A 21,406-nucleotide genomic window follows, 5' to 3' on the forward strand; every position below is an offset into this window, starting at 1 on the left:
TTACGCTAACTCAACGGGGGGCGTGAAGGGAGTGTAGCATGAGCAAATTGACTTCGACGCAGGGACAAACCGACCTGCCGCGCTATTTTAAACAAACGTTTGCGCTGCTGGGTGCGATGAAATCTGGCGCAATTGAAATTTCGCTGCCTGATGGGCGCGTATTTCTGGCGCAAGGCCAATCGGCGGGGCCCGTGGCACGCCTTGATGTGGTGAACCCAGACAGCTTTGCTCGTCTGATCCGCGAAGGCGATTTGGGGTTTTCGGATGCCTATCTCGATGGCTGGTGGACAACGCCCGATCTGCAATTGCTGTTGGATGTCGTTTACATGAATATTAACGAGGTCGGGTATAGTTTCCCCGGTGCTGGTTTGGTGCGCATGTATGAACGAATGCGCCACTGGATGCGCGGCAATACTGTGGCCCAAGCGCGTAAAAATATTTCCTATCATTATGATTTGGGCAATGCGTTTTATGCCAAATGGCTGGATGAAACCATGACCTATTCTTCTGCCTTGTTCAAAACAGGGCAAGAGGATCTGGCAAAGGCGCAAATCCAAAAATATGCGAATCTCTGTGATGATTTGGGGGTCAAAGAGGGCGATCATTTGCTTGAAATCGGCTGTGGATGGGGTGGATTTGCGGAATATGCCGCTGCAGAACGGGGTGCGCGGCTAAAATGTTTAACAATTTCCCAAGAACAGCATGATTTTGCAAAACAACGCATTTTCAACGCTGGGTTGTCAGATCGAGTTGAAATTGTGATGCAGGACTATCGCGATGAGCGAGGGTCATTTGATGGTATCGCATCCATTGAAATGTTTGAGGCTGTGGGTGAAAAATATTGGCCGATCTATTTTGACACAGTAAATAAATGTTTGAAATCAAATGGTAAGGCTACATTGCAGATCATCACGATCGCTGATGAAAAATTCGCGGCATACCGAAAATCGGTGGATTTCATCCAAAAATACATCTTTCCAGGGGGCATGTTACCCAGCCCAACAGCATTGCGCGGTGAAATCGAGCGTGCAGGGTTGGAATTTCAAAAATCGGTGGAATTTGGCAAAAGTTATTCGCTGACTTTGCGTCGATGGTTTGAATCGTTTAACAACAAGTGGGAAGATATTGCACTACTTGGGTTTGATCAGCGTTTCAAAAACATGTGGGATTTTTATTTAGCAGGATGCGCGTCGAGTTTTCAGCACGAATTAACGGATGTAACTCAGGTAACGATGCGCAAAGTAGGAGTATAGTTGAATGCCAACAGGAGCAAAATTGGTCGCAGCGCTCACATTGATGATCGTTGCATATATTGCATCAGCGGTTTTTATGCAAAGCCGCGTGAGCGAGGTTAATTTAATGTCGTCATTGCTGACAGGGTCAGCGGTGATCGGATTTGTAACTGGCTGGATCGTTTTGGGCAATGAGCCAGGATATGGTGGAATAGATTCCATCGCGGCTGGCTGGCGCGCAATCATCGTTGGCGTGGTTGCCGCGTGTTTTGTGTACGGTTTGGTTGTGGTAACGGGCCACATGGCAGACAATCTTTTTTCGGAACCATTTGCGGCTGTTATTGCATGGATCCGCATATCATTAACCATGATGCTGCGCAGCTTTGATCCCATTGTTTGGGTGATCTTATTTTTGGGTGGCGCGATCGCGGGGCGCTTAACGGGGATTGCCAACAAACGTTGGATATGATTGCCTCGGCGTGGGCTTGCAGCGCGGTGGCGTTGCGCGTATCAACATATTGAAAATACTAACACTGGGATTCCCTTAATGAACGTCTATTCCGATCTTCCTAATGCCGTTGGCAACACACCACTTATTCGCCTGAAGAAGGCTTCGGAAATAACGGGGTGTGAAATTCTGGGCAAAGCGGAATTTTTGAACCCTGGGCAATCGATCAAGGATCGCGCAGCACTAAGCATCATCCAAGACGCGGTGAAATCTGGCAAATTGGCACCGGGCGGTACAATCGTAGAAGGTACAGCGGGCAACACGGGCATTGGTTTGGCGCTGGTTGGGAATGCGATGGGGTTTAAAACCGTGATCGTGATCCCAGAGACGCAAAGCCAAGAGAAAAAGGATATGCTGCGCCTTGCTGGTGCGGAATTGGTGGAAGTGCCCGCAAAACCGTACAAAGATCCAAATAATTACGTGAAATATTCCGCACGGTTGGCGGATAAGCTCGCAAAAACAGAGCCAAATGGCGCGATCTGGGCAAACCAGTTTGACAATGTGGCGAATAAGGCTGCGCATTTTTATGCGACTGCCCCCGAAATTTGGGCGCAAACCGAAGGCAAAGTGGATGGTTTCATCTGTTCTGTTGGATCTGGTGGTACATTGGCGGGTGTTGCCGATGGTCTGCGCGATCGCAACAAGGATGTTAAAATTGGCATTGCAGATCCCGATGGCGCTGCGTTGTATAACTACTATGCCAATGGTGAATTGAAATCAGACGGAAGTTCGATCACCGAGGGCATTGGGCAGGGGCGTATCACCGCCAATCTGGAAGGGTTGAAAGTGGACATGCCATATAACATTTCGGACAAAGAGGCGTTGCCGATTGTGTTTGATTTGTTGCAAGACGAAGGCCTGTGTATGGGTGGGTCAACGGGGATCAATATCGCAGGTGCCATTCGCATGGCGCGTGATATGGGTCCCGGGCACACGATCGTGACCGTGTTGTGCGATTTTGGAAGCCGTTACCAATCCAAGCTGTTTAACCCAACCTTCCTAAAGGCAAATGATTTGCCAGCACCCGCGTGGCTGGATGCTCGCCCGCGCGCCATTCCCACAGTCTTTGAATAAGGTATAGGCATGCGCCGCACCATCACTGGAATTTTTGCGCTCATCACATTTGTGATGCTAAGCGCGAGCGTTTTTGCACAAAACGCACCCGTTACGTTTGATCTTGAAAAATTTCGCGAAACGGCCACGCGTGCCGAAACAATTTTGCAAAATGACGAAACGACCAATCAAACATTGGAAGAAATGCGTGCAACGCTTTCAACATTTCGTTCGCAATCTTTGGCCGAACAGGAAACGCGGGCAGGGCGCGTATCAACGGTGCGCGAACAACTTGCCGTGTTGGGTGATCCACCCGCCGAAGGGGAACCCGCAGAAACACCAGAGGTCGCAACGCGGCGCGACGAATTAAACGGTCAATTGGCCGAATTTCAAGCCCCATTGATTGTGGCTCAAGAGGCGTATCGCCGCGCTGGTTCGTTGATTGATCAGATCGATTCAATCATCCGTACACGCCAATCCGACACGTTGTTGCAATTGGGGCCATCGCCGTTGAACCCTAAACATTGGGCCACGGCAACCGTTGCAGAGCTTGATTATTTCAAGGGTATCTACGGCGAAGTTAAAGAAGCGTTCAGTGACGAACGCCGATCAAATGCCCGCTTGTCAAATGCGCCTGCGACCATTGTTTTTGTTTTGCTGGGGTTGTTGTTGATATTCCCCGCATCGCGCTGGGTTTCACGCAAACTGGCCGATACAACCGCCAAAGAACGCAATTCACGCCGCGCATTCTCCGCATTTTTGTTGTCCTTGGGATTGCTGATCGCACCAATGATCGGGTTTTTCCTGTTTGTGCGGGGTATTGAACTGGCCGATATATTGGGCGCGCGCGGTGATGCGTTAAGGGGGTATTTACCCTTTATTGGTTTGACCATTTTCGGCGCAATTTGGATTGCACGAAACCTATTTATTGCGGGCGGGCCTGGTGCGCAATTATTGAACATTGATCAATCGCGCCTGAAGGGTGGCAAACGCACGGTTTACGCGTTGGCCGCGGTGTTTGGATTAAACTATTTGATTGACGCTGGGCGCCAGACCGAAGATTGGCCCGCCGAAGTACCCGCCGTGATGCAATTTCCACTGATCGTGGCTGGTGCATTTGGGCTTTATATTTTGGCGCGTAAATTTCGCAATTATCGCGCAGGCATGACGTCAGAAGATTTGGCCACAGCGAATGAAACTTTGTCAGGGCGCATTTCACGATTGCTGACGGGGTTTTGTACGATTGTCGCCTTTGTCGGCCCCGCCGTTGCCGCGATTGGATATATCAATTTGGGCGCAAATATCGTGTTTTCGACGCTATTATCGTTGGCATTGATTGCGACCCTGTTTTTGCTGTTTGCACTGTTGGTGAATATCCTTGAAACGTTTCAACGCAAACCCGTGGCATTGTCCGATGGCGAGGTTAGCCAAGGAACCGCAGGTGGGCTTTATAAATCGGCGGTTGGTTTTGCGCTGATCTGTTTGGCATTGCCAGTTTTGGCAATTATCTGGGGTGCGCGTGTAAGCGACATCAGCGATCTGTGGATACAGCTTCGCGAAGGTATTTCCATTGGCGACACACGGTTTTCCATTTCGGATTTCCTGTCATTCGTGCTGATCTTTTCCATTGGTTATACGTTGACGCGTTTGTTGCAATCCGCTCTGCGCACCAGTGTTTTGCCCAACACAACCATTGATGATGGGGCGCAAAATGCGCTTGTCACGGGGCTTGGCTATATCGGGATATTCTTGGCGGCGTTGCTTGCGATCATGTCCACGGGGCTTGACCTATCCAATCTCGCGATTGTTGCTGGTGCATTATCTGTTGGTATCGGTTTTGGTTTGCAAACGATTGTGTCGAATTTTGTGTCTGGCATCATTTTGTTAATTGAACGCCCGATTAAACTGGGCGATTGGGTCGAGGTTGGCGCGTTTTCGGGTTATGTGCGCAAAATTTCCGTGCGTTCCACCAGTGTTGAAACCTTTGATCGGGCGACTGTGATTATTCCGAATGCCGATCTGATCGGGGGGACGGTTACAAACTGGACACATGGGAATAAACATGGTCGCGTGATTGTACCAATCGGTGTTGGCTATGGCAGTGACCCGCGCAAAATCGAAGAGATTTTATTTGAGATTGTCAAAGATCATCCAATGATCCTGAAATATCCAGCACCCAACGTGTTATTCCGCCGCTTTGGCGCGGATTCCCTGGATTTCGAAATCCGCGCGATTTTGCGTGATGTGAATAACATGATGTCGGTGGCATCTGATCTGAACTATGCAATTGCAGAACGCTTCAAAAACGAAGGCATAGAAATTCCGTTTGCACAGCGTGATATCACCATCAAAAATTTGAGCGATTTACAAAAACCCGTTACCGCTAAAAAGACAACCAAAAAGACATCACCCAAGGCGTAATCCTCGGGTGTTTTGGGGTTGATCACATGTTTTTGACAGTGTACATCACCCCTCACGGACAGGTGGCCGAGTGGTCGAAGGCGCACGCCTGGAAAGTGTGTAGGCGGGTGACCGTCTCCAGGGTTCGAATCCCTGTCTGTCCGCCATAAAGCACATCTATATTATTGATTTTAAACAATTATTGTTTACTTTGGATTTTTCAGCCCCACATCTAGCCCCACATTGGTATTGCGCGGTTAGACTAAACAACTAGCTTCAGAGAAACCTGTTGCAATGCGCTGCAAACTGTAGCAGGTTGCCTCTTGTCGTCATATTGAACGGCATTCGTAAGTCGAAGCGCAAGATGTGCTTCCCTTCTTTTTCAAAAAAGAGCCCACGTCGTGGGAAGGGAAACATCTATGTCTAAGACAGCAAAAACCCCCGATCTGTTTGAGTATAATAATTCTGCTGCTGTTAAGCCGCGTGCTGCTTTTGGCGAAAAAACGCCAATATCATCGGAAAATCCACAACAGCCGTCAGCTGTAAAATCAAAACAATCGCCACTTACTGGCCCTATCTACTTGCGCGTCGAGAATGTTGCCGCGCGTTATGATGTGTCTATTGCAACGATTTGGCGTTGGGCGAGTGAAACAGCGAATGTATTTCCCAAGCCCATTCAGTTGAGCAGGGGGACAACACGATGGTTGCTTGGTGAGTTGGAAAATTATGATGCGCAGTTGAAAGCGGATCGGGATGGTTCCAATGGCTAAAAGAAATATGAAGAGATTGTTTAAGGCCAACCGCGTTTATAGCGTCAAGCAAGTCTGTGAAATATGTAGCGTGACCCAAAATACCGTATTGGGGTGGGTAAAGGCTGGATTGCATCCATCAGATCATATCAAGCCATATATGTTCCAAGGATCGATGCTCAAAGCGTTTTTTGATGTGCAGTCGAAACGAAATTCGAAGACATTACGAATAGGTGAATTCAAATGTTTCTCATGTCGCGGAGTCTTCTGGCCAACTGCGGAAGCGATTGAATATATGTTTTCAACTAATAATGGCAATGCACTCGTCAGGGCCTATTGTGACAGCTGCAAAACCTGCGCCACAAAGTTTTTGAATGCGACACAATGGGACAGTGTTCAAAAATGCAAAAACACGGGCGCTAGCCTAGATACAATAGACGAAGGAGAAGCAGATTTTAAGGCTAAAACAGGCATAATACAGACCAGTAGCGAGAATATTTTCTACTATTCGAATGATAGATTGCTGCATGGGTACATCGTTTTTATGGGCAAATATGCGACGAAAACGATAGATGCGCATCTTATTGCGATCCGAGATTTCGAACGATTTAGCAAGGGTGTCGCGTTCAAACAGATCACTCCGCAACTTGTTGCGCAATATCGAGAAGACCTTATTCAACGCGGGAGTGAAGTTGGCGAAGACGCGATTGGCAATTCGGCGATCCGACATCGCGCATCACAACTACGCTTATTCCTCACTTGGTTGCTTAAGCAAAAAGGGTATCGCAGCCTTGATCAGACTTTGCCAGAATATCTGGACCTTCCCAAAGCGCAGATGGCCAAAGTCAAGCCAGCAAAGGAGAAGGTTTATCCAACGCTATCGGAAGCAGAAGAGATGCTTCGATCCATGCCCAAGGCAACGCAGTTGGATCGCCGTCAACGCTCCGTTTTTGCCTGTGCTTTTTTAACAGGATTGCGTGCAAACGCACTGGCAGGTTTGCGGCACCGAGATGTGGATTTGCATAAAAGCATCTTTGTTCAAGATGGCACCAATGGGCGTGCAAAAAACGGCAAGAGCTACCGGGGACGGTTTTTCCCAGTTCCAGAAATATTTCTGAGTGTGTTCACGGAATGGGTCAATGAAATGGAAACGTTTGGAGCAAATCGCGATGATGCTGTGTTTCCAACAAAGCAATCACTTATTCAAAATCGATCCCCTGGTGTTCAACCGCGCAAACCTTTTGAACCTCTAAAAGGTGCAGATGTGGTTCGACAAGCATTCGCTGTGGCCAGCAAGAATACCAAAGATAGCTATCATCCACACAGCGCGCGTCACTGCTTGGCAGCGCTTGGATTTGAAAAATGTCGGAGCGAAAAAGAAGTCAAGGCATGGTCTCAATGCTTGGGCCATGAAGATATTAAAATCACCCTTCGCCATTATGGTCAGTTGAAAGAGGAAACTCGTTTTGAAGTTATGGAAGGGATCGAAATGAACCGAGGTGAAACGGATGATGAGAAAGACTTGCTTCTAAAGTTCGCGCTGCATGAATTGCACGCAAGCGATCCAGGTTATGAAAAAGCGAAAGCTCTGTACAATACGCGAATTGGAAGGCCTGGTGACAGGTAGAAAAGGGCGGAGAGTGAACATCTGACAGATTAAGTCAGGTAATTGCCAGAAACAATCAAAGCGGACATTCAATTTTAGAGGGCTGACATTTGTTTGATGTTTTAGCGTTATTAGGATATACAAATACAAAGTATATCCATAGGAGCATATTATGCAGGTATCTAAATGGGGCAACAGTCTTGCGGTCCGCCTTCCTGCCAGCTTGATAAGGGAGCTGGGTTTAAAAGAAGGTGACAAGATCAACCTAAAAGGCAGCAAGTCTGATCTAATCGTGAAACGCCATCGTAGAGAGGATGAAATCCTCTCCGATCTGCGACGGTTTCGTGGCTCGCTGAAGAGCAGCGACAGGCTCAGCCGAGACGGTGCGAATGAGCGATAGGTTTATCGACACAAGTGTCATTCTTTATCTGCTCGAAGATAGTGACAAAGCAGATGTGGCGGAAGCAGTTCTATCAGGGGGCGGTGTCGTTAGCGTTCAAGTTTTGAACGAAGCCCTAGCAAATTGCCGTCGCAAGGCGAATATGAACTGGGATGAAGCCAGCATTTTTCTAAACGGTATTCAGGATCTATGTGACGTTTGCGATTTAACTGAAGACACCCATGTTCTCGGCCGTGCTTTAGGTGCCAAATATGGGTTTTCAGTGTACGACGCGATGATTGTCGCAGCAGCATTGACGAATGGTTGCACGGAGCTTTTGAGCGAGGATATGCAACATGGTCAAATCATTGAAGGAGGCCTTAAAATCCTAAACCCTTTTCGTGACAAAATGTGATCGAGAGTGTCTAGAATCGGTTTAACGTAGAAGTATTTTTCTATGTGGGCGGATAGCTGCCGTTCGCTGCAGGTGCAAAGTCGAGACGGTCTGTGTGAAAATTACTTGCACTGTAGATATTAGCGAACTCGCTAGCGTTGTTGGATTTTTGTCATCTGATGGTGAGGCATAAATCACGGGGCAAAACATCCGGGTAGATAGCGGCATTGTCCGTTCGGTTTAATTTAAAAAAATAAACAGTTGGTCGCGCAGACGAATACCCTGCGGGCGATGTGATGAAGTGATCGCCCTTATGTTTTGGGAACGTCTTCGCGATTGACGATGCCTGTTGTCATAAGTTTGCGCTGATAACCATCACCGATGAATAGTTTTGCATATCGTATGGGTGCGCCTGCGTGTTCACGCATCATGCTTTCGGCGCGCACTGGATCGCGCGAGCGGATCGCATCCCAAATGATGACATGTTGGGAATGCCCCACGGTCATGCGCAGCATTTCTGCCTGCGCCATCCCCTCGACTTCGGTGAATGCGCCAGGGGCGATAATTGGAATGTTTGCGATACGCTCCAAACTTTGGCCGACAAAATCGTTGCCACAGGTATCGACAATTGCCGAATGATAAATTTCATTGGCCTCTTGATAAACAGCAATTTCACGTTTTGTAACCGCATCGCGGCTTATGATTGCTTCTGTCATTGCGATGGATTTTTCGATTGCAACGGTTGCTTCTTCTGATGGCCCCATTGATGCGAGCCGCCCTGCTGCAATGCCCTCTAGGACGCTGCGCACTTCGGTTGCTTTTTCCAAATCGGCAAAGCTAAACGGGCGGATTTTGTAACCGCGCCCTTCGAGTTTGATCAATAGACCCTCAGATTCAAGCTGGCTGAGCGCGGAACGGGCAGGGGTGCGCGAAATTCCTAACAGATTTCCCGCACTGCTTTCTGTGATCCGCTCTGATATCGGAAGTTCGCCATTGACGATCATGCCGCGCAATTCGGTGACTGCGCTTTCTACTGCTGTGCTCATAACGATCCTCTAACAAGGGTATATGCACCCTTTTGTATCCGTATTCTACGTTTTTTACCGAAAAAGCTGCTGTTATGTCAAATTATGCATCCGTAATTGACTAACGTATCCATTAATGCTACGAATCGAATGAGTTTAGCGCCGTGAGGTGCAAAAGGGATACGAAAATGACGTTTTTGTCGTTTCCGCAGAACGTGGACGCGTCTGTTTTGGGAGGATTTGCATGCCGTTAGGTGAAAATAAAATATCGGATAGCGGTTTGTCGTTAATCTGCGAGGTTACAAATTTTGAAACGCTTGGAGTGGGCGTACCGCAATTGCGACGCGGCGATGCGCTTCGCACGTTGGTGACATCGTTATCGGGGTTTCAAAAAGAGGCGTTGGTATCATCGCGCCGATCAGGCCAAACATGGCGCATGGTGTCTGATGAGGGCAAATATTTGAACGGATATGATGCTGCGCCACCGCCGTTATCATATCTGACGGTGGGAATGATTGCGTCATACATGAATGAAATCACCGCGTTGGCCGCGCGAAATGATATCGCCATACGTCACCTGAAATTAACTCTGGATAACTATTACACGATGACTGGCTCGATGCAAAAACGCACAATGGTCGGTGGGGCAGAGCCCGTTGAATTACAGGTCGAAATTGATTGCGATTTGTCTGGTGGCGCATTGAGCGAATTTTTGATGAATGCGGTTCATGCATCGCCGTTGAACGGATTGATGCGCGGTAAGCATGATAGCCTGTTTAACCTGTCGCGCAACGGTACGGAGCTGACCCCGAAAAAGGTTGCGAAACTGGATGCGGAAATGTTGCCGAATCCAAATGATGCGGCGCAAAAAGTGCAGGTAACAGCACCAAGCGAAAATTTGTTAACCCATATCGGATTGACGGTCAAAAAGATCGTCTCGGGTGGCACAGAAAAAGCGGCATCATCATTGTCCGAACATCAAGACCGCCGTTTGAATATCGCAGCGGTTGCGACATTGCGCGATGATGGAATGAAGGAAATCCGACAGCAGCTTTATTCGCCACATGGCAAGGAATGGTTGTTTTTATCAGAAGAAGGCAAAGTTGATGGCGGTAAAGGGCGCGCACCTGATGCCGCGAGCTATATTTCCGCTGGCATCGGGTTTTGTTTCATGACCCAGTTTGGCCGCCTTGTGCCAATGCTCAAACTTGATTTGCCAGAATATCAAATCATCCAAGATACTCATTTCAGTTTGGGTGGTGCATCTGGCGGTACGGGTAAAGCAGGCGAGGCGGATCCAGTTGAAACGCATGTTTATCTTACCACACAAGAAAGCGATGACGTCGCGCGCGAAATGCTCGATCTAAGCGAGCAAACATGCTTCCTACATGCATTTTGCAGAACCGATTTAAAAACAAAACTGAAGACGCTGCAAATAACGCCGCTGCATGCTGCACAATAGATAGGACCACAAATATCATGAGCAAACTTGGTGAAAACATCATTGCAAACAGTGGACTTGCGCCGTTTTTCAAACTGGCAAATGCGGATGAGGTATCAATCGACGCTCCCGAAAATCGCAAAGGTGATGCGTTGCGCACATGGGTGCGGTCATTGTCGGGGTTCCAAAAAGAGGCATTCGTGCGTTCCGCCAAAACGGGGGATACGTGGAGGCTTGTTTCGGATGAGGGGCCATATTTGAACGGCCATGATGCTGCACCTTGTCCATTGGCATTTTTGTCAACAGGTGTTGTTGCCAGCTTTATGAATGAAATCATAGCACTGGCGGAAATTCGTAATGTCAAAATTCGCAAGCTAAAATTGATTCAAGACAATTATTACACCATGAAAGGATCGATGCCTAAACGCACAATGATTGGTGGTGCTGAAAACATCGATCTACAGGTGGAAATTGATTGCGATCTGGATGATGGCGCGCTGAACCAATTTTTGGTTGATGCAACATTTGCATCGCCTCTGAATGGATTGATGCGCGGACAATTGGAAAGCCTGTTTAAATTGGGGCGTAATGGTGTTGAAATTCCTACCGATAAGGTCGCGGAAATGGACAGTGCGTTATTCCCCGACCCAGGACAGCATTTTGATATGGCAATCCCAGAGGCGTCCGATCAAACATTTATGGAACCTGTTGGAGCAACTCCGAAAAAGGATGTGGTGTTGGGCACGGCATCTGCATCGTCATCCTTAGCTGATGAACAAGACCGCCGTTTGAACATCGGTGCGGTGGCGATTTTGCGCGAGGATGGGATCAAAGAAATTCAACAGATGCAATATTCACCCTATGGCACATCATTTCGTTTCCTCAGTTCCGAAGACGGGCGGGCACCAGATGCAAATTCGTTGATTTCTGCAGGGGTTGGGTTTTGTTTCATGACGCAATTTGGACGTTTCGTATCCATGTTGAAACTGGATTTACCAGATTACCGCATCGTACAGGACACACATTTTAGCCTTGGTGGCGCATCTGGTGGCACTGGCAAGGTGGGGGAAGCTGACCCGATTGAAACGCATGTCTATCTTGAAACATCTGAAAGCGTGGAAACCGCACAAGAGATGTTGGATATTTCAGAGCAAACCTGTTTCTTGCACGCGTTTTGCCGGACGGATTTGAAAACCAAGTTACGTGTGCGGCGGGTGAAATAATATGAAAACGCAAGTTTGCATCATCGGTGGTGGCCCGTCTGGTTTAATGCTGAGCCATATTTTGGACGCCAATGGCATTGATAACGTTGTCTTGGAGCGCCAATCAAAAGAATACGTGATGGGGCGGATCCGTGCGGGTGTATTGGAACATAACACCGTTCAGATGTTGCGCGATTATGGGTTGAACGAGCGGCTGGATAAAATTGGCAAACCAAAAGATGGCACACTGATTTTATGGGAAAACCGCCCAGAATTTTTCATTGATATCAAAAAATGGACTGGCAAACAGATGATGGCCTATGGCCAGACCTATATCACCGAGGATTTGTATGCTGCACGTGAACGCGACGGTGGGGCGGTAATTTGCGAGGCGCAAAATGTAGCCTTGCATGATATCGAATCTGATACGCCACATGTGACATATGAAAAGGATGGTAATATCCATCGTGTCGATTGTCGTTTCATTGCGGGATGTGATGGGTTTCATGGGCCAAGCCGTAAGGCGATCCCAAGTTCGCATAGCCAAGAATTTCACCGTGAATACCCGTTTGGCTGGATGGGGATCATGGTGGAACAGCCACCAGTGGAAAATTTCATCTATGCTTATCACAGCGACGGCATGGCGATGGCTGCACAACGCAACGAAATGCTTAGCCGTTATTATGTGCAAGCACCGATCAACGATACGCCAGAAGACTGGTCAGATGATCGATTTTGGGAAACATTGTTAACCCGTTTTCCAGAAGAATACGCAAAAAAGATCAAAACAGGGCCATCGATTGAAAAATCAATGGCGCCATTGCGCAGTTTTGTATCCGAACCAATGCGCCACGGTAGTCTGTTTATCGCAGGCGATGCCGCCCATATCGTGCCACCCACGGGGGCAAAGGGTTTGAATTTGGCGTTTTCAGACGTTCATTATCTGCAACGCGCGCTGGTGTCATATTTTAAGGGTGGAAACGTAGCATTGATCGACAGCTATTCGCAAACTGCTCTACGCCGTGTTTGGTCTGCGGAAAACATTTCGTGGCGCTTGACCAAGCTGTTGCATGTGTTTCCAGGCGAGGACCCATTTGAACAGAAGCTTCGCGAAAATGATTACGATCTGTTGTTGATGTCAGAGGCCGCACAGCATGCGCTGGCATACGAATATATGGGTTTGCCGTTTGAAGATTGAATAGCACGCCATCCACCGCGATAGGCCAAATCGTTTATCGCATTTATCGATTTTCATGGGAGGAAAAAATGAAAAAACGTACAGCACTATGCACATTTGCAATGACGGCCTGTCTTGCGATTGCACCGATGGCCATGGCCAAAGACCTTGCGCTCGCCTATTTTATGGGCCCAAAACATCCAATGAACGGCGCGGTTTTCACACCGTTTGCGCAAAAGTTGGCAGAGGTTTCAGACGGTGCATTGACCGTCACTCAATTCCCAGGCGGGGCGCTGAATTCTGCACCGTCAAAACAATATTCGATCTTGCGCGATGGCGTCGCTGATATTGCATTCCATCCACCTGGATACACAGCAACATTGTTTCCAGTAACCACATCGATTACGACGCCTGGGTTATGTTTGGACGCGGTTGAATGCACAGAAGCGTTGTGGCGCGCATATGATGTTGTTGAAAAAGAATTTGATGCCAAAATTTTGGCGCTTTGGGCCAATGATCCCCATGTGATTTTCAGCAAAGACAAACCAATTCGCACCCTCGAAGATATGTCAGGCTTGATCGTGCGCATGTCATCCGCACAAGACATACCGTTTATGGAAGCACTGGGTGGTTCCGCAGTTTCACAACCCGTTTCGGTCATAAACCAAAACCTTTCCAATGGTGTTATCGATGCCATCGCGATTGATGCATCTGCAAATATGTCGTTCAAATTGGACGAACCTGCCAATTACATCACAACCAATGTCCCCGGTTCAGTGACATCATTTGCGTTGTTAATGAACCAAGGTGTCTATGATGCGCTAAGTGATGAAGAAAAAGCGTGGGTGGCAGAAGCATCGGGCAAAGAGCTGTCATTGCAAGGTGCGCAAGTTTATCATGATCTAGCAATTCGCGGTGTCGAAATCGCGCGCCAAAACGGTGTGGAAATCATCACCTTGGCCGATGATGAACGCGCCCGTTGGGACGCGGCGATTGAACCAGCATTGGACGCATGGAAAGCAAGCGATGTCGGGCAGGGTCTGACAGGTGCGCAGGTCATGCAATTGATGCAAGGCGAATAGGAAATGTCTGCGCGCAGATTTTCCAATACCAACGATCTGATGGATCGTTGGTTTCACCACATTGCCAATGCTTTTGCTGTGATTGGCGCAATTGGTTTGTTCTTACTGATGTGCGTTACCGTGGTTTCGGTGTTTTGGCGTTATGCGTTGCGCGATCCCATTTTTGGAATCGGTGATATTTCATCCATGGCATTGACTGTGGTTGTTGCCGCTGGTGTCGCATATGGGGCGGTTCATATGACTCATATCAGCGTGAACATTTTCCCTGGAATGATAGGGCGAAAAATCACACGCATAACCGATTTCATCATACGGGTTTTGTCGGTTTTGACCTGTGGTTATGCGGCGTGGGCATTGGCGATCAAAGGGTCATGTGGGGTTTCTTGTGGTTATGCGACGCAAAACCTGTTGATCCCGCATATGCCATTTTACTTTTTGCTTTCTGCCAGCATGGCGGTGGTGGCGGCGTTCCTGACGTATCAATTGGTTATCGGGATTAAACATTGGAATGGGGACGACCCCTTTGAGGATAAAATGTGATGGATGGAACTACTCTGGCAATTTTGGGGTTCTCCGCTCTGTTGATCCTGCTTTTGTTTCGCATGTCGGTTGGCGCATCGATGTTATTGGTGGGGACGCTTGGCATTTATTTGATCCGCCCCGCGGCCAGTTTACCTGTTGTTGCAGGTGAAATTTTTGGCGAGGCGAGCAATTATTCACTGACCATTCTGCCCCTCTTTATCTTGATGGGGAACCTTGCGGGTGTTTCTGGCATGAGCCGTGATTTATACGACGCTGCGCATAGCTGGATTGGGCATTTCAAGGGCGGTTTAGCCTCTGCTACGATTGTGGGATGCGCTGGTTTTTCGGCATTATCAGGGTCATCTTTAGCCGCGGCGTTGACAATGGGAAAAGTGAGCCTGCCCGAAATGCAGCGTTATAAATATGATGACGGGCTGGCCACGGGTGCGATTGCAGCGGGTGGTACATTGGGGATTTTGATCCCTCCCTCAGCGGGATTTGTCATCTATGCGATCTTGACCGAAGAATCCATTGGCCGCCTGTTTATGGCGGGTGTTTTGCCAGGGCTTTTGTTAATGCTGTTGTTCATCGCAGCGATCTATATCGTGGTCAGCTTACAACCTGAAAAAGCGCCTCAATCATCCAATGCTGAAACCTTACGCGAACGGCTGTCCGCGTTGGGGCGCGCGCTTTGGATTATTGGTATTATCGTTTTGACCATCGGTGGCATTTATTCAGGTGTCTTTTCTGCGGTGGAGGCGGCAGGCATCGGTGCGTTCCTTGCGCTGATTGTCAGCTTGATCCGCCGGTCGATCACTTGGCCTACTTTAAAAGAGGTCGTGATCAGCACGTTGAAATCCACCGGAATGGTGTTTTTCATTCTGTTTGGTGCATTTGTATTTAAGACGTTCATTGGTTTTACAGGTGTTACATTCTCGATGTCCCAATGGGTCGAGGCACAAGGGTTTTCGCCAGCACTCGTGGTGATTTCCATCCTGTTTGGTTTGATCGTTCTGGGCACATTTATGGAAGGTTTTGCGATTTTGGTATTAACTGTTCCCTTGATCCAACCGCTTCTTGAAACACTGGGTGTTGATCTGGTGTGGTTTGGGGTGTTGATGGTTATCGTTTTGGAAATGGCGTTGATTTCACCGCCAGTGGGGGTGAATGTTTTCGTCGTCAAAGGGATCGCGGAAAACGTATCGCTCAATACAATCTTTCGCGGGATATGGCCATTTTGGTTGGCAATGTTGCTTGCGGTTATTTTGGTTCTGTTGTTGCCAGAAATCGCGCTTTATTTGCCAAATAAAATGTATGGATAAAATGGATTGCGGCATGTCTGCCGCGATCGCTGCGTTTGAACGTGGCCATTCAGTTTTCGGAGTTGATACAAAAAAGCCCTTTCTTTGCACCAATTTTTTGTGTGCAAAGAAAGGGCGTTAAGTTTTTGATAGATATGGTTAAATGTTAATTTTGCCACCATCAACGTTTAGGGTCTGCCCCGTCACGAAATTGCTGTCTTGAGATGTAAGGTATAACAGTGTCCCCAACAAATCTTCTGGCAACATTTCTCGCTTAATCGACCGCGATTGAACTGTTGGCGTGCGCGCCATATCGAAACCTTTGTTGGCGATGATGCCTTCGCTTTCGGTCAGACCGGGGGCGATTGCATTAACTTGAATGTTTTTATCACCCAATTCGCGCCCATGACAACGTGTTAAGGCGATCACAGCACCCTTGGACGCCGTATAATGTGACAAACCTGGAGGGCCGTAATAAAACGTTCCCGATGCAATATTTACAACCTTGCCACCGCCAGCTTTGATCATTGTGGGGACGATTGCGCGCATGACTTGATGCACACCTCGTGCATTCACGCGCATGATCATGTCAAATTCATCATCATCGATTTCAAAAAATGGCTTTGGTGTCAGCGTGGCAAATATCGACGCATTGTTGACCATGATATCAAGCCGGCCAAGATCGCGTGTGGCTGTTTCAACCATCGCCTTGAGATCATCGTTATTGGTGACGTCGACTTTCATGCCTTGGGCGCAACCACCGGCATCTGTGATTGCCTTAACTGCATTTGCGGTGTCTTGTACATCGGTGACCAGAACTTTGGCGCCTTCATCAGCCATTGCCTTGGCCATCAGGGCGCCAATACCTTGTGCAGCACCTGTAATTACTGCGGTTTTTCCGTCTAAACGGCCCATATTGTATCTCCATTTTTAGATATTGATTTCAAGTATTTGTGCCACTTCTGGCCAGCTCTTAGCCCCGTTTTTTCGCAAATCATTTGTCAAATCTTGTGGAACCCAATCGATAAGACATTTTTTGAAATTTTCACGTGCTTCGATACGTGCAAACCATGCTTCGACATTGGGGAGGCGTCCATTTTCCCACATGCCACGCATCGACATCATCGCCAATCTGTTCACATATGGTGTCATCGCAATGTCGGCGATAGAAAACGTGTTGGCGACCAGCCAATCATTGCCACCCGCCAATGCATCCTCCATTTTTTGCAGGTAGGTGTCATATAGTTTCACCTTTTCCGCAGCCCCCGGCGCGTCAAAACCATAACGTGTAAAGCTGTCTTTCTGGCTTTTCCAATCGGATGTCACAGACATCGCAGGGGTGGACGCTAAAAATTCCTTCACGCCTTTTTCGCCAAGGTTTTTTAAAACCGTATGTCGATGCGAGCAAACAAAGGTCACTGCACCACATGCAGGGTGCAAATCTTCGTCCACGGCCTTGGTCCAGATACGTGTTTGGGCGCGTGCAATTGGATCGGCGGGGTGGACGCTGGTTTCTGGTGCGATGTGATCCAAATATTCGATAATGACGGTGCTGTCCGTGATGATTTGATCATCGTGTGCCAATGTCGGCACCACGCCTTTTGGGTTCAGTTTTAAATAATCTGGCGCGAACTGTTCACCCTTGAGGATATCGATATAAACGCCATCCCATTCCAATTTTTTTTCTGCCATTGCAAAGCGCACTTTTGCCGCGCAAACCGATGATCCATGATGATAAAGTGTAAATGTCATAATTGTACCGTGATCCATTTAAGTTCTGTCATTGCTTCCATATCGGCATCAGTGCCTTCGCGCCCGACACCGCTTTCTCCGTTACCGCCAAAGGGAACATGTGCTTCGTCATGAATGGTGGGGCCATTGATATGGCACATGCCAGCATTGATATTGCGCGCGAAATGAAATGCGGTGTCGATGTTTTTGGTGAAAATCGCGGATGACAACCCATATTCGGTGTCATTAGCCATCGCCAAACCTTGTTCATAACTGTCGATTGGATAAATCGATGTAACAGGACCAAATGTTTCGGTTCGACATACTGTCATATCCTCGCTGACATCGGTGAGTAAGGTTGGTTGGCATCGATTGCCGTCCCATTCGCCACCTGTGACAACGGTTGCACCCTTGGCTTTGGCATCTTCGATGTGATCTTTGATGCGTTGGCGTTGGCGATCCGAAATGATCGGTGCGATGACTGTGTTTGGATCACGTAAATCACCCATGCCAATTTTGGATGCAATCATTGCAAAACGTTTGACGAATTCATCATATATTGGGCGTTCAACATAAAAACGGCTGGTGCCGATACAGGCCTGACCACCGAACATGAATATTGAGCGCGCCGCCAATGGCATCGCCTTGTCTAGGTCGGCATCGGCCAAAACAACAGTCGGGCTTTTGCCGCCCAGTTCCAGCGTGTTTGGCGTTTTGTTTTTGGCACATATTTCGCTAATATGTTGGCCAACAACGGTGGATCCCGTGAAGGTGACGAATTTCACATCCTTGTGGCTGGTAAGGTCATCGCCGATTTCGTGGCCATATCCGGTAACCACGTTATACACACCCGCTGGCATCCCAGCATCTGCCACGATTTGTGCGAATAATAAGGTCAAATGTGGTGCCATTTCCGATGGCAGATGTACCACCGTATTCCCAACAGCCAGTGCATTCGCAACAAGGCGCGTTGTTTTAATTAACGGGACATTAAAGGGCGTGATCACCGCCACCACGCCCAGTGGTTCGCGCACCGACATTGAAAATTTTCCAGGGGCGTCTGATGGAATGGTTTCGCCGCGCACATTACGACACAACCCCGCCGCTGCGCGGATCATTGTCAGGCCTTTTTCAAATTCAAACATTGCCTTTTGGATTGGTGATCCGATTTCGTCGATCAGACAATCTAACAATTCTGCTTTGCGCTCTTCCATGATTTCAGCAATGCGCAATAACCAACGTTCGCGTTCCTTTGGGAGGGTTTCACGATAATCTGCAAATGCTGTTTTTGCCTCAGCAACGGCCGATTGAACGTCTTGGCGTGATCCTTTGGCCGCGCGCAGATATAGGCTGTCGTCGAGTGGATTGAACACGTCCAGCGTCGCGCCGTCTTTGGCATGAACCCAGTTGCCCCCAATGTAATGTTGAAGCGTTTTTGTTGTTGTATCCATGTTGTTTATGGCTCCTTTGAATGCTATCCGCCGACCAATGTTTGTGGCAAAAACAACGCGACTTGTGGAAAAATGATGAGTAGGGCGATCATTATCGCCATGGCGAACCAAAACGGCCAAATGCCACGAAAAATATGGCTCATTGGGACATCGGGAGCGATAGATTTCACGATAAAGACGTTGATGCCAACGGGTGGGCTTATCATGCCCATTTCCAGCACGATCACGACGATAATCCCAAACCAGATCAGATCCCATTCCAGACCGATGGCAATGGGAATGACAACTGGGATGGTCAATACAAGCATCGCCATCGATTCTAGGAACATACCCAAAAACATGTAGGCCAGAATAATCACCAGCAAAACGCCAATGTCACCAATCGGAAGCGATGTGAGTAAGGTGACCAACTGTGCTGGTAATTCGGTCAATGACATGAATGGGATGAACACAAACGCGCCAATGATGATCAAAAACACCGTTGCCGTGGCATTCATGGTTTGCAAGATAACAACGCGCGACGCTTGCCATGTTAATGATCGACGCCACGCAGCAACTAGAAAGGTGAGGAATGCGCCAACGGATGATGCTTCGACTGGCGTGAAAAAACCAGTGTACATGCCGCCGATTGTCACCAAAACCACACCAAGGATCGGGGCGGCATGTGCCAGTGATGCCATGCGATCAGCGCGGCTTGATCGTTCGCCGCGTGGTCCCATATCAGGTTTGCGTGAAACCGTGAGATAGATCGCACCGATAAACAAAAGAGTTAAAATGATACCTGGTAAAACGCCTGCCATAAACAATCGCCCAATGGATTGCTCGGTTAATACGGCATAAATTATCATCCCCCCTGATGGCGGGATCAAAAAACCAAGCGTTCCACCCGCAGCGACGGACCCCGTGGCAAGGCTATCTGCGTATTTATAGCGTTTCATTTCAGGCAATGCGACACGCCCCATTGTCACCGCAGAGGCCAGCGATGAACCCGATAGTGCTGCAAATCCAGCACAAGCAGCAATGGTGGCCGATGCCAGCCCACCGCGCATATGCCCCATCCAACGATAGGCCGCGTTAAACAGATCCTTTGACATGCCTGATATACCAGCCAAATTTCCCATCAAAACAAACATTGGGATCACCAATAAATTGAAGTTTGATGCGGCCTCGAATGTTTCACCTGACAGGTTGGAATAGGCGATTTTCCAACCGCGCGCCCACGCTTGATCTGGTGACATTCCAACGCTGATGAATTTGTTCGCATTGGCAATGATCGTGCCAACAAAACCAACACCAAGCATGGATAGAGCCACGGGCATTCGCAAGGCGAGCAACACGAACAATGCCAAGAGCCCCAACAGCCCCAAAGTTGTCATGCCAATCATAACGGATCACCCCCGATGTTGATTGAAACGACCTTGCCGCCGCGCAATAATTGACAGATATCGATGATCACAACCAAGGCATAAACGGCGATCGATATGGACAGTAGGTAATAAAACGGTTCGAATGAAATCAACAATTGTTGGGTGGTTTCGCCAAAGCGTTCGGCGCTTTGCCCCGCGTGCCACAACCGCCATGACATGACCGCCAACAACATCACACCCAATACTTTCACACAAATCATCGACCATTTGGCGAAACGTGCTGACATGCTTGCCTCTAATATTTCGATTTCGATATGGGCACCACTTCTGGCGCCAAACGGAATGGACAGCGCCACAATCACCACCAGTGACAGGATCAATAAATCCTCTGCTCCGATGATCGGATTGTTTAATGTTTTGCGCATAACCAAAACATTCCAAACCGAAAATACGGTCATGAATATCAGCGTTGCACCGCCACAGATTAATGAAATCAGAGTTAAACCCCGATCCAAATAACCCATAATATCGGACGCGTTCGATTTACTTGTCATTGTGAAATCCTGTTGGTGGTTATTAAACCTGTGAAAAATCGGGGCACCATTTCAAAATGCCTTTCCGAAAACTGTCGCGTTGATGAAGTGCGGCTGACCAACGTGATGTCTAACGTCAGCACCTTTGGGACATACCTGAGCATTTGAATAATGGAGGATTTCTGGTTCATCTTAACAATTAGGAGTTAAGCATGACAAAGAAATCAGGGCAGTCGAAAGCGGCTGCAGATAA

General features: G+C 48.2%; 20 protein-coding genes and 1 tRNA gene. 15 read left to right on the plus strand and 6 right to left on the minus strand.

Features of this window, described 5'->3' with window-relative positions:
• Positions 1–38 precede the first annotated feature (38 nt).
• The 9 genes from IE094_RS14560 to IE094_RS14600 all read left to right on the plus strand — a co-directional run bounded on the left by IE094_RS14560 (position 39) and on the right by IE094_RS14600 (position 8,342).
• The gene (locus IE094_RS14560) at positions 39–1,253 is read left to right on the plus strand and encodes a class I SAM-dependent methyltransferase (protein ID WP_189641447.1); all 1,215 of its coding nucleotides are present in this window, start codon (positions 39–41) and stop codon (positions 1,251–1,253) included.
• Between the two features lie 4 nt (positions 1,254–1,257).
• A complete protein-coding gene (locus tag IE094_RS14565) occupies positions 1,258–1,701 on the plus strand; it encodes a TrgA family protein (RefSeq protein WP_189641448.1) in 444 nt (147 codons plus the stop codon).
• Positions 1,702–1,779: 78 nt separating this feature from the next.
• Complete coding sequence (locus tag IE094_RS14570; RefSeq protein WP_189641449.1) at positions 1,780–2,814, plus strand: cysteine synthase A; 1,035 nt, start codon at positions 1,780–1,782, stop codon at positions 2,812–2,814.
• 9 nt (positions 2,815–2,823) lie between these two features.
• Positions 2,824–5,214, plus strand: coding sequence for a DUF3772 domain-containing protein (locus tag IE094_RS14575; RefSeq protein ID WP_189641450.1), 2,391 nt, complete (start codon positions 2,824–2,826; stop codon positions 5,212–5,214).
• Between the two features lie 56 nt (positions 5,215–5,270).
• A tRNA-Ser gene (locus IE094_RS14580) sits at positions 5,271–5,360 on the plus strand.
• Between the two features lie 252 nt (positions 5,361–5,612).
• Positions 5,613–5,963 carry a helix-turn-helix transcriptional regulator gene (locus tag IE094_RS14585; RefSeq protein WP_189641451.1) on the plus strand — a complete coding sequence of 117 codons (351 nt, stop codon included), beginning with the start codon at positions 5,613–5,615 and terminating at the stop codon, positions 5,961–5,963.
• Positions 5,956–7,569 carry a site-specific integrase gene (locus IE094_RS14590; protein WP_189641452.1) on the plus strand — a complete coding sequence of 538 codons (1,614 nt, stop codon included), beginning with the start codon at positions 5,956–5,958 and terminating at the stop codon, positions 7,567–7,569. The genes IE094_RS14585 and IE094_RS14590 overlap by 8 nt, the downstream gene beginning before the upstream one ends.
• Positions 7,570–7,720: 151 nt before the next feature.
• The gene (locus tag IE094_RS14595) at positions 7,721–7,948 is read left to right on the plus strand and encodes an AbrB/MazE/SpoVT family DNA-binding domain-containing protein (protein ID WP_189641453.1); all 228 of its coding nucleotides are present in this window, start codon (positions 7,721–7,723) and stop codon (positions 7,946–7,948) included.
• A complete protein-coding gene (locus IE094_RS14600; protein WP_189641454.1) occupies positions 7,938–8,342 on the plus strand; it encodes a PIN domain-containing protein in 405 nt (134 codons plus the stop codon). The genes IE094_RS14595 and IE094_RS14600 overlap by 11 nt, the downstream gene beginning before the upstream one ends.
• 290 nt (positions 8,343–8,632) lie before the next feature.
• Here the strand turns inward: IE094_RS14600 and IE094_RS14605 are convergent, their stop codons facing one another.
• Entirely contained in the window at positions 8,633–9,367 is a 735-nt protein-coding gene (locus IE094_RS14605) for a GntR family transcriptional regulator (RefSeq protein ID WP_189641455.1), read from the minus strand.
• A 223-nt stretch (positions 9,368–9,590) separates the two neighbouring features.
• Between IE094_RS14605 and IE094_RS14610 the strand changes: the two genes are divergently transcribed.
• The 6 genes from IE094_RS14610 (at position 9,591) to IE094_RS14635 (ending at position 16,092) form a co-directional block, all read left to right on the plus strand.
• The gene (locus IE094_RS14610) at positions 9,591–10,808 is read left to right on the plus strand and encodes an OsmC family protein (RefSeq protein ID WP_189641456.1); all 1,218 of its coding nucleotides are present in this window, start codon (positions 9,591–9,593) and stop codon (positions 10,806–10,808) included.
• Between the two features lie 17 nt (positions 10,809–10,825).
• Entirely contained in the window at positions 10,826–12,010 is a 1,185-nt protein-coding gene (locus tag IE094_RS14615) for an OsmC family protein (protein ID WP_189641457.1), read from the plus strand.
• 1 nt (position 12,011) lies between these two features.
• Positions 12,012–13,187, plus strand: a complete 1,176-nt coding sequence (locus tag IE094_RS14620) for a 4-hydroxybenzoate 3-monooxygenase (protein WP_189641458.1) — start codon at positions 12,012–12,014, stop codon at positions 13,185–13,187.
• A gap of 68 nt (positions 13,188–13,255) precedes the next feature.
• Positions 13,256–14,248, plus strand: a complete 993-nt coding sequence (locus tag IE094_RS14625; RefSeq protein WP_189641459.1) for a TRAP transporter substrate-binding protein — start codon at positions 13,256–13,258, stop codon at positions 14,246–14,248.
• 3 nt (positions 14,249–14,251) lie between these two features.
• Complete coding sequence (locus tag IE094_RS14630; RefSeq protein WP_189641460.1) at positions 14,252–14,788, plus strand: TRAP transporter small permease; 537 nt, start codon at positions 14,252–14,254, stop codon at positions 14,786–14,788.
• Positions 14,788–16,092: a TRAP transporter large permease gene (locus IE094_RS14635; RefSeq protein WP_189641461.1), complete on the plus strand. Its 1,305-nt coding sequence runs from the start codon at positions 14,788–14,790 to the stop codon at positions 16,090–16,092. Before IE094_RS14630 ends, IE094_RS14635 begins: the two co-directional genes overlap by 1 nt.
• A gap of 138 nt (positions 16,093–16,230) precedes the next feature.
• Here IE094_RS14635 and IE094_RS14640 read toward each other — a convergent pair whose 3' ends face one another.
• From IE094_RS14640 to IE094_RS14660, 5 genes are read right to left on the minus strand one after another with little or no spacing between them, the layout of a single operon-like run.
• Complete coding sequence (locus tag IE094_RS14640) at positions 16,231–16,986, minus strand: SDR family NAD(P)-dependent oxidoreductase (RefSeq protein WP_189641462.1); 756 nt, start codon at positions 16,984–16,986, stop codon at positions 16,231–16,233.
• Positions 16,987–17,001: 15 nt separating this feature from the next.
• Entirely contained in the window at positions 17,002–17,841 is an 840-nt protein-coding gene (locus tag IE094_RS14645) for a glutathione S-transferase family protein (protein WP_189641463.1), read from the minus strand.
• Positions 17,820–19,253: an aldehyde dehydrogenase family protein gene (locus IE094_RS14650; protein WP_189641464.1), complete on the minus strand. Its 1,434-nt coding sequence runs from the start codon at positions 19,251–19,253 to the stop codon at positions 17,820–17,822. Before IE094_RS14650 ends, IE094_RS14645 begins: the two co-directional genes overlap by 22 nt.
• Positions 19,254–19,276: 23 nt before the next feature.
• Positions 19,277–20,638, minus strand: a complete 1,362-nt coding sequence (locus tag IE094_RS14655) for a TRAP transporter large permease (RefSeq protein ID WP_189641465.1) — start codon at positions 20,636–20,638, stop codon at positions 19,277–19,279.
• Positions 20,635–21,174, minus strand: coding sequence for a TRAP transporter small permease (locus IE094_RS14660; RefSeq protein WP_189641466.1), 540 nt, complete (start codon positions 21,172–21,174; stop codon positions 20,635–20,637). The genes IE094_RS14655 and IE094_RS14660 overlap by 4 nt, the downstream gene beginning before the upstream one ends.
• Between the last annotated feature and the right edge of the window lie 232 nt (positions 21,175–21,406).

It is taken from the genome of Paramylibacter ulvae, from assembly GCF_014652655.1.
GTDB lineage: Bacteria > Pseudomonadota > Alphaproteobacteria > Rhodobacterales > Rhodobacteraceae > Amylibacter > Amylibacter ulvae.

Coding starts and splice junctions, on each gene's coding strand:
- IE094_RS14630 (WP_189641460.1), top strand. CDS start 14,252: ATGTCTGCGCGCAGATTTTCCAATACCAACGATCTGATGGATCGTTGG.
- IE094_RS14615 (WP_189641457.1), top strand. CDS start 10,826: ATGAGCAAACTTGGTGAAAACATCATTGCAAACAGTGGACTTGCGCCG.
- IE094_RS14565 (WP_189641448.1), top strand. CDS start 1,258: ATGCCAACAGGAGCAAAATTGGTCGCAGCGCTCACATTGATGATCGTT.
- IE094_RS14640 (WP_189641462.1), bottom strand. CDS start 16,986: ATGGGCCGTTTAGACGGAAAAACCGCAGTAATTACAGGTGCTGCACAA.
- IE094_RS14570 (WP_189641449.1), top strand. CDS start 1,780: ATGAACGTCTATTCCGATCTTCCTAATGCCGTTGGCAACACACCACTT.
- IE094_RS14650 (WP_189641464.1), bottom strand. CDS start 19,253: ATGGATACAACAACAAAAACGCTTCAACATTACATTGGGGGCAACTGG.
- IE094_RS14560 (WP_189641447.1), top strand. CDS start 39: ATGAGCAAATTGACTTCGACGCAGGGACAAACCGACCTGCCGCGCTAT.
- IE094_RS14605 (WP_189641455.1), bottom strand. CDS start 9,367: ATGAGCACAGCAGTAGAAAGCGCAGTCACCGAATTGCGCGGCATGATC.
- IE094_RS14610 (WP_189641456.1), top strand. CDS start 9,591: ATGCCGTTAGGTGAAAATAAAATATCGGATAGCGGTTTGTCGTTAATC.
- IE094_RS14600 (WP_189641454.1), top strand. CDS start 7,938: ATGAGCGATAGGTTTATCGACACAAGTGTCATTCTTTATCTGCTCGAA.
- IE094_RS14585 (WP_189641451.1), top strand. CDS start 5,613: ATGTCTAAGACAGCAAAAACCCCCGATCTGTTTGAGTATAATAATTCT.
- IE094_RS14635 (WP_189641461.1), top strand. CDS start 14,788: ATGGATGGAACTACTCTGGCAATTTTGGGGTTCTCCGCTCTGTTGATC.
- IE094_RS14620 (WP_189641458.1), top strand. CDS start 12,012: ATGAAAACGCAAGTTTGCATCATCGGTGGTGGCCCGTCTGGTTTAATG.
- IE094_RS14655 (WP_189641465.1), bottom strand. CDS start 20,638: ATGATTGGCATGACAACTTTGGGGCTGTTGGGGCTCTTGGCATTGTTC.
- IE094_RS14625 (WP_189641459.1), top strand. CDS start 13,256: ATGAAAAAACGTACAGCACTATGCACATTTGCAATGACGGCCTGTCTT.
- IE094_RS14590 (WP_189641452.1), top strand. CDS start 5,956: ATGGCTAAAAGAAATATGAAGAGATTGTTTAAGGCCAACCGCGTTTAT.
- IE094_RS14575 (WP_189641450.1), top strand. CDS start 2,824: ATGCGCCGCACCATCACTGGAATTTTTGCGCTCATCACATTTGTGATG.
- IE094_RS14595 (WP_189641453.1), top strand. CDS start 7,721: ATGCAGGTATCTAAATGGGGCAACAGTCTTGCGGTCCGCCTTCCTGCC.
- IE094_RS14645 (WP_189641463.1), bottom strand. CDS start 17,841: ATGGATCACGGTACAATTATGACATTTACACTTTATCATCATGGATCA.
- IE094_RS14660 (WP_189641466.1), bottom strand. CDS start 21,174: ATGACAAGTAAATCGAACGCGTCCGATATTATGGGTTATTTGGATCGG.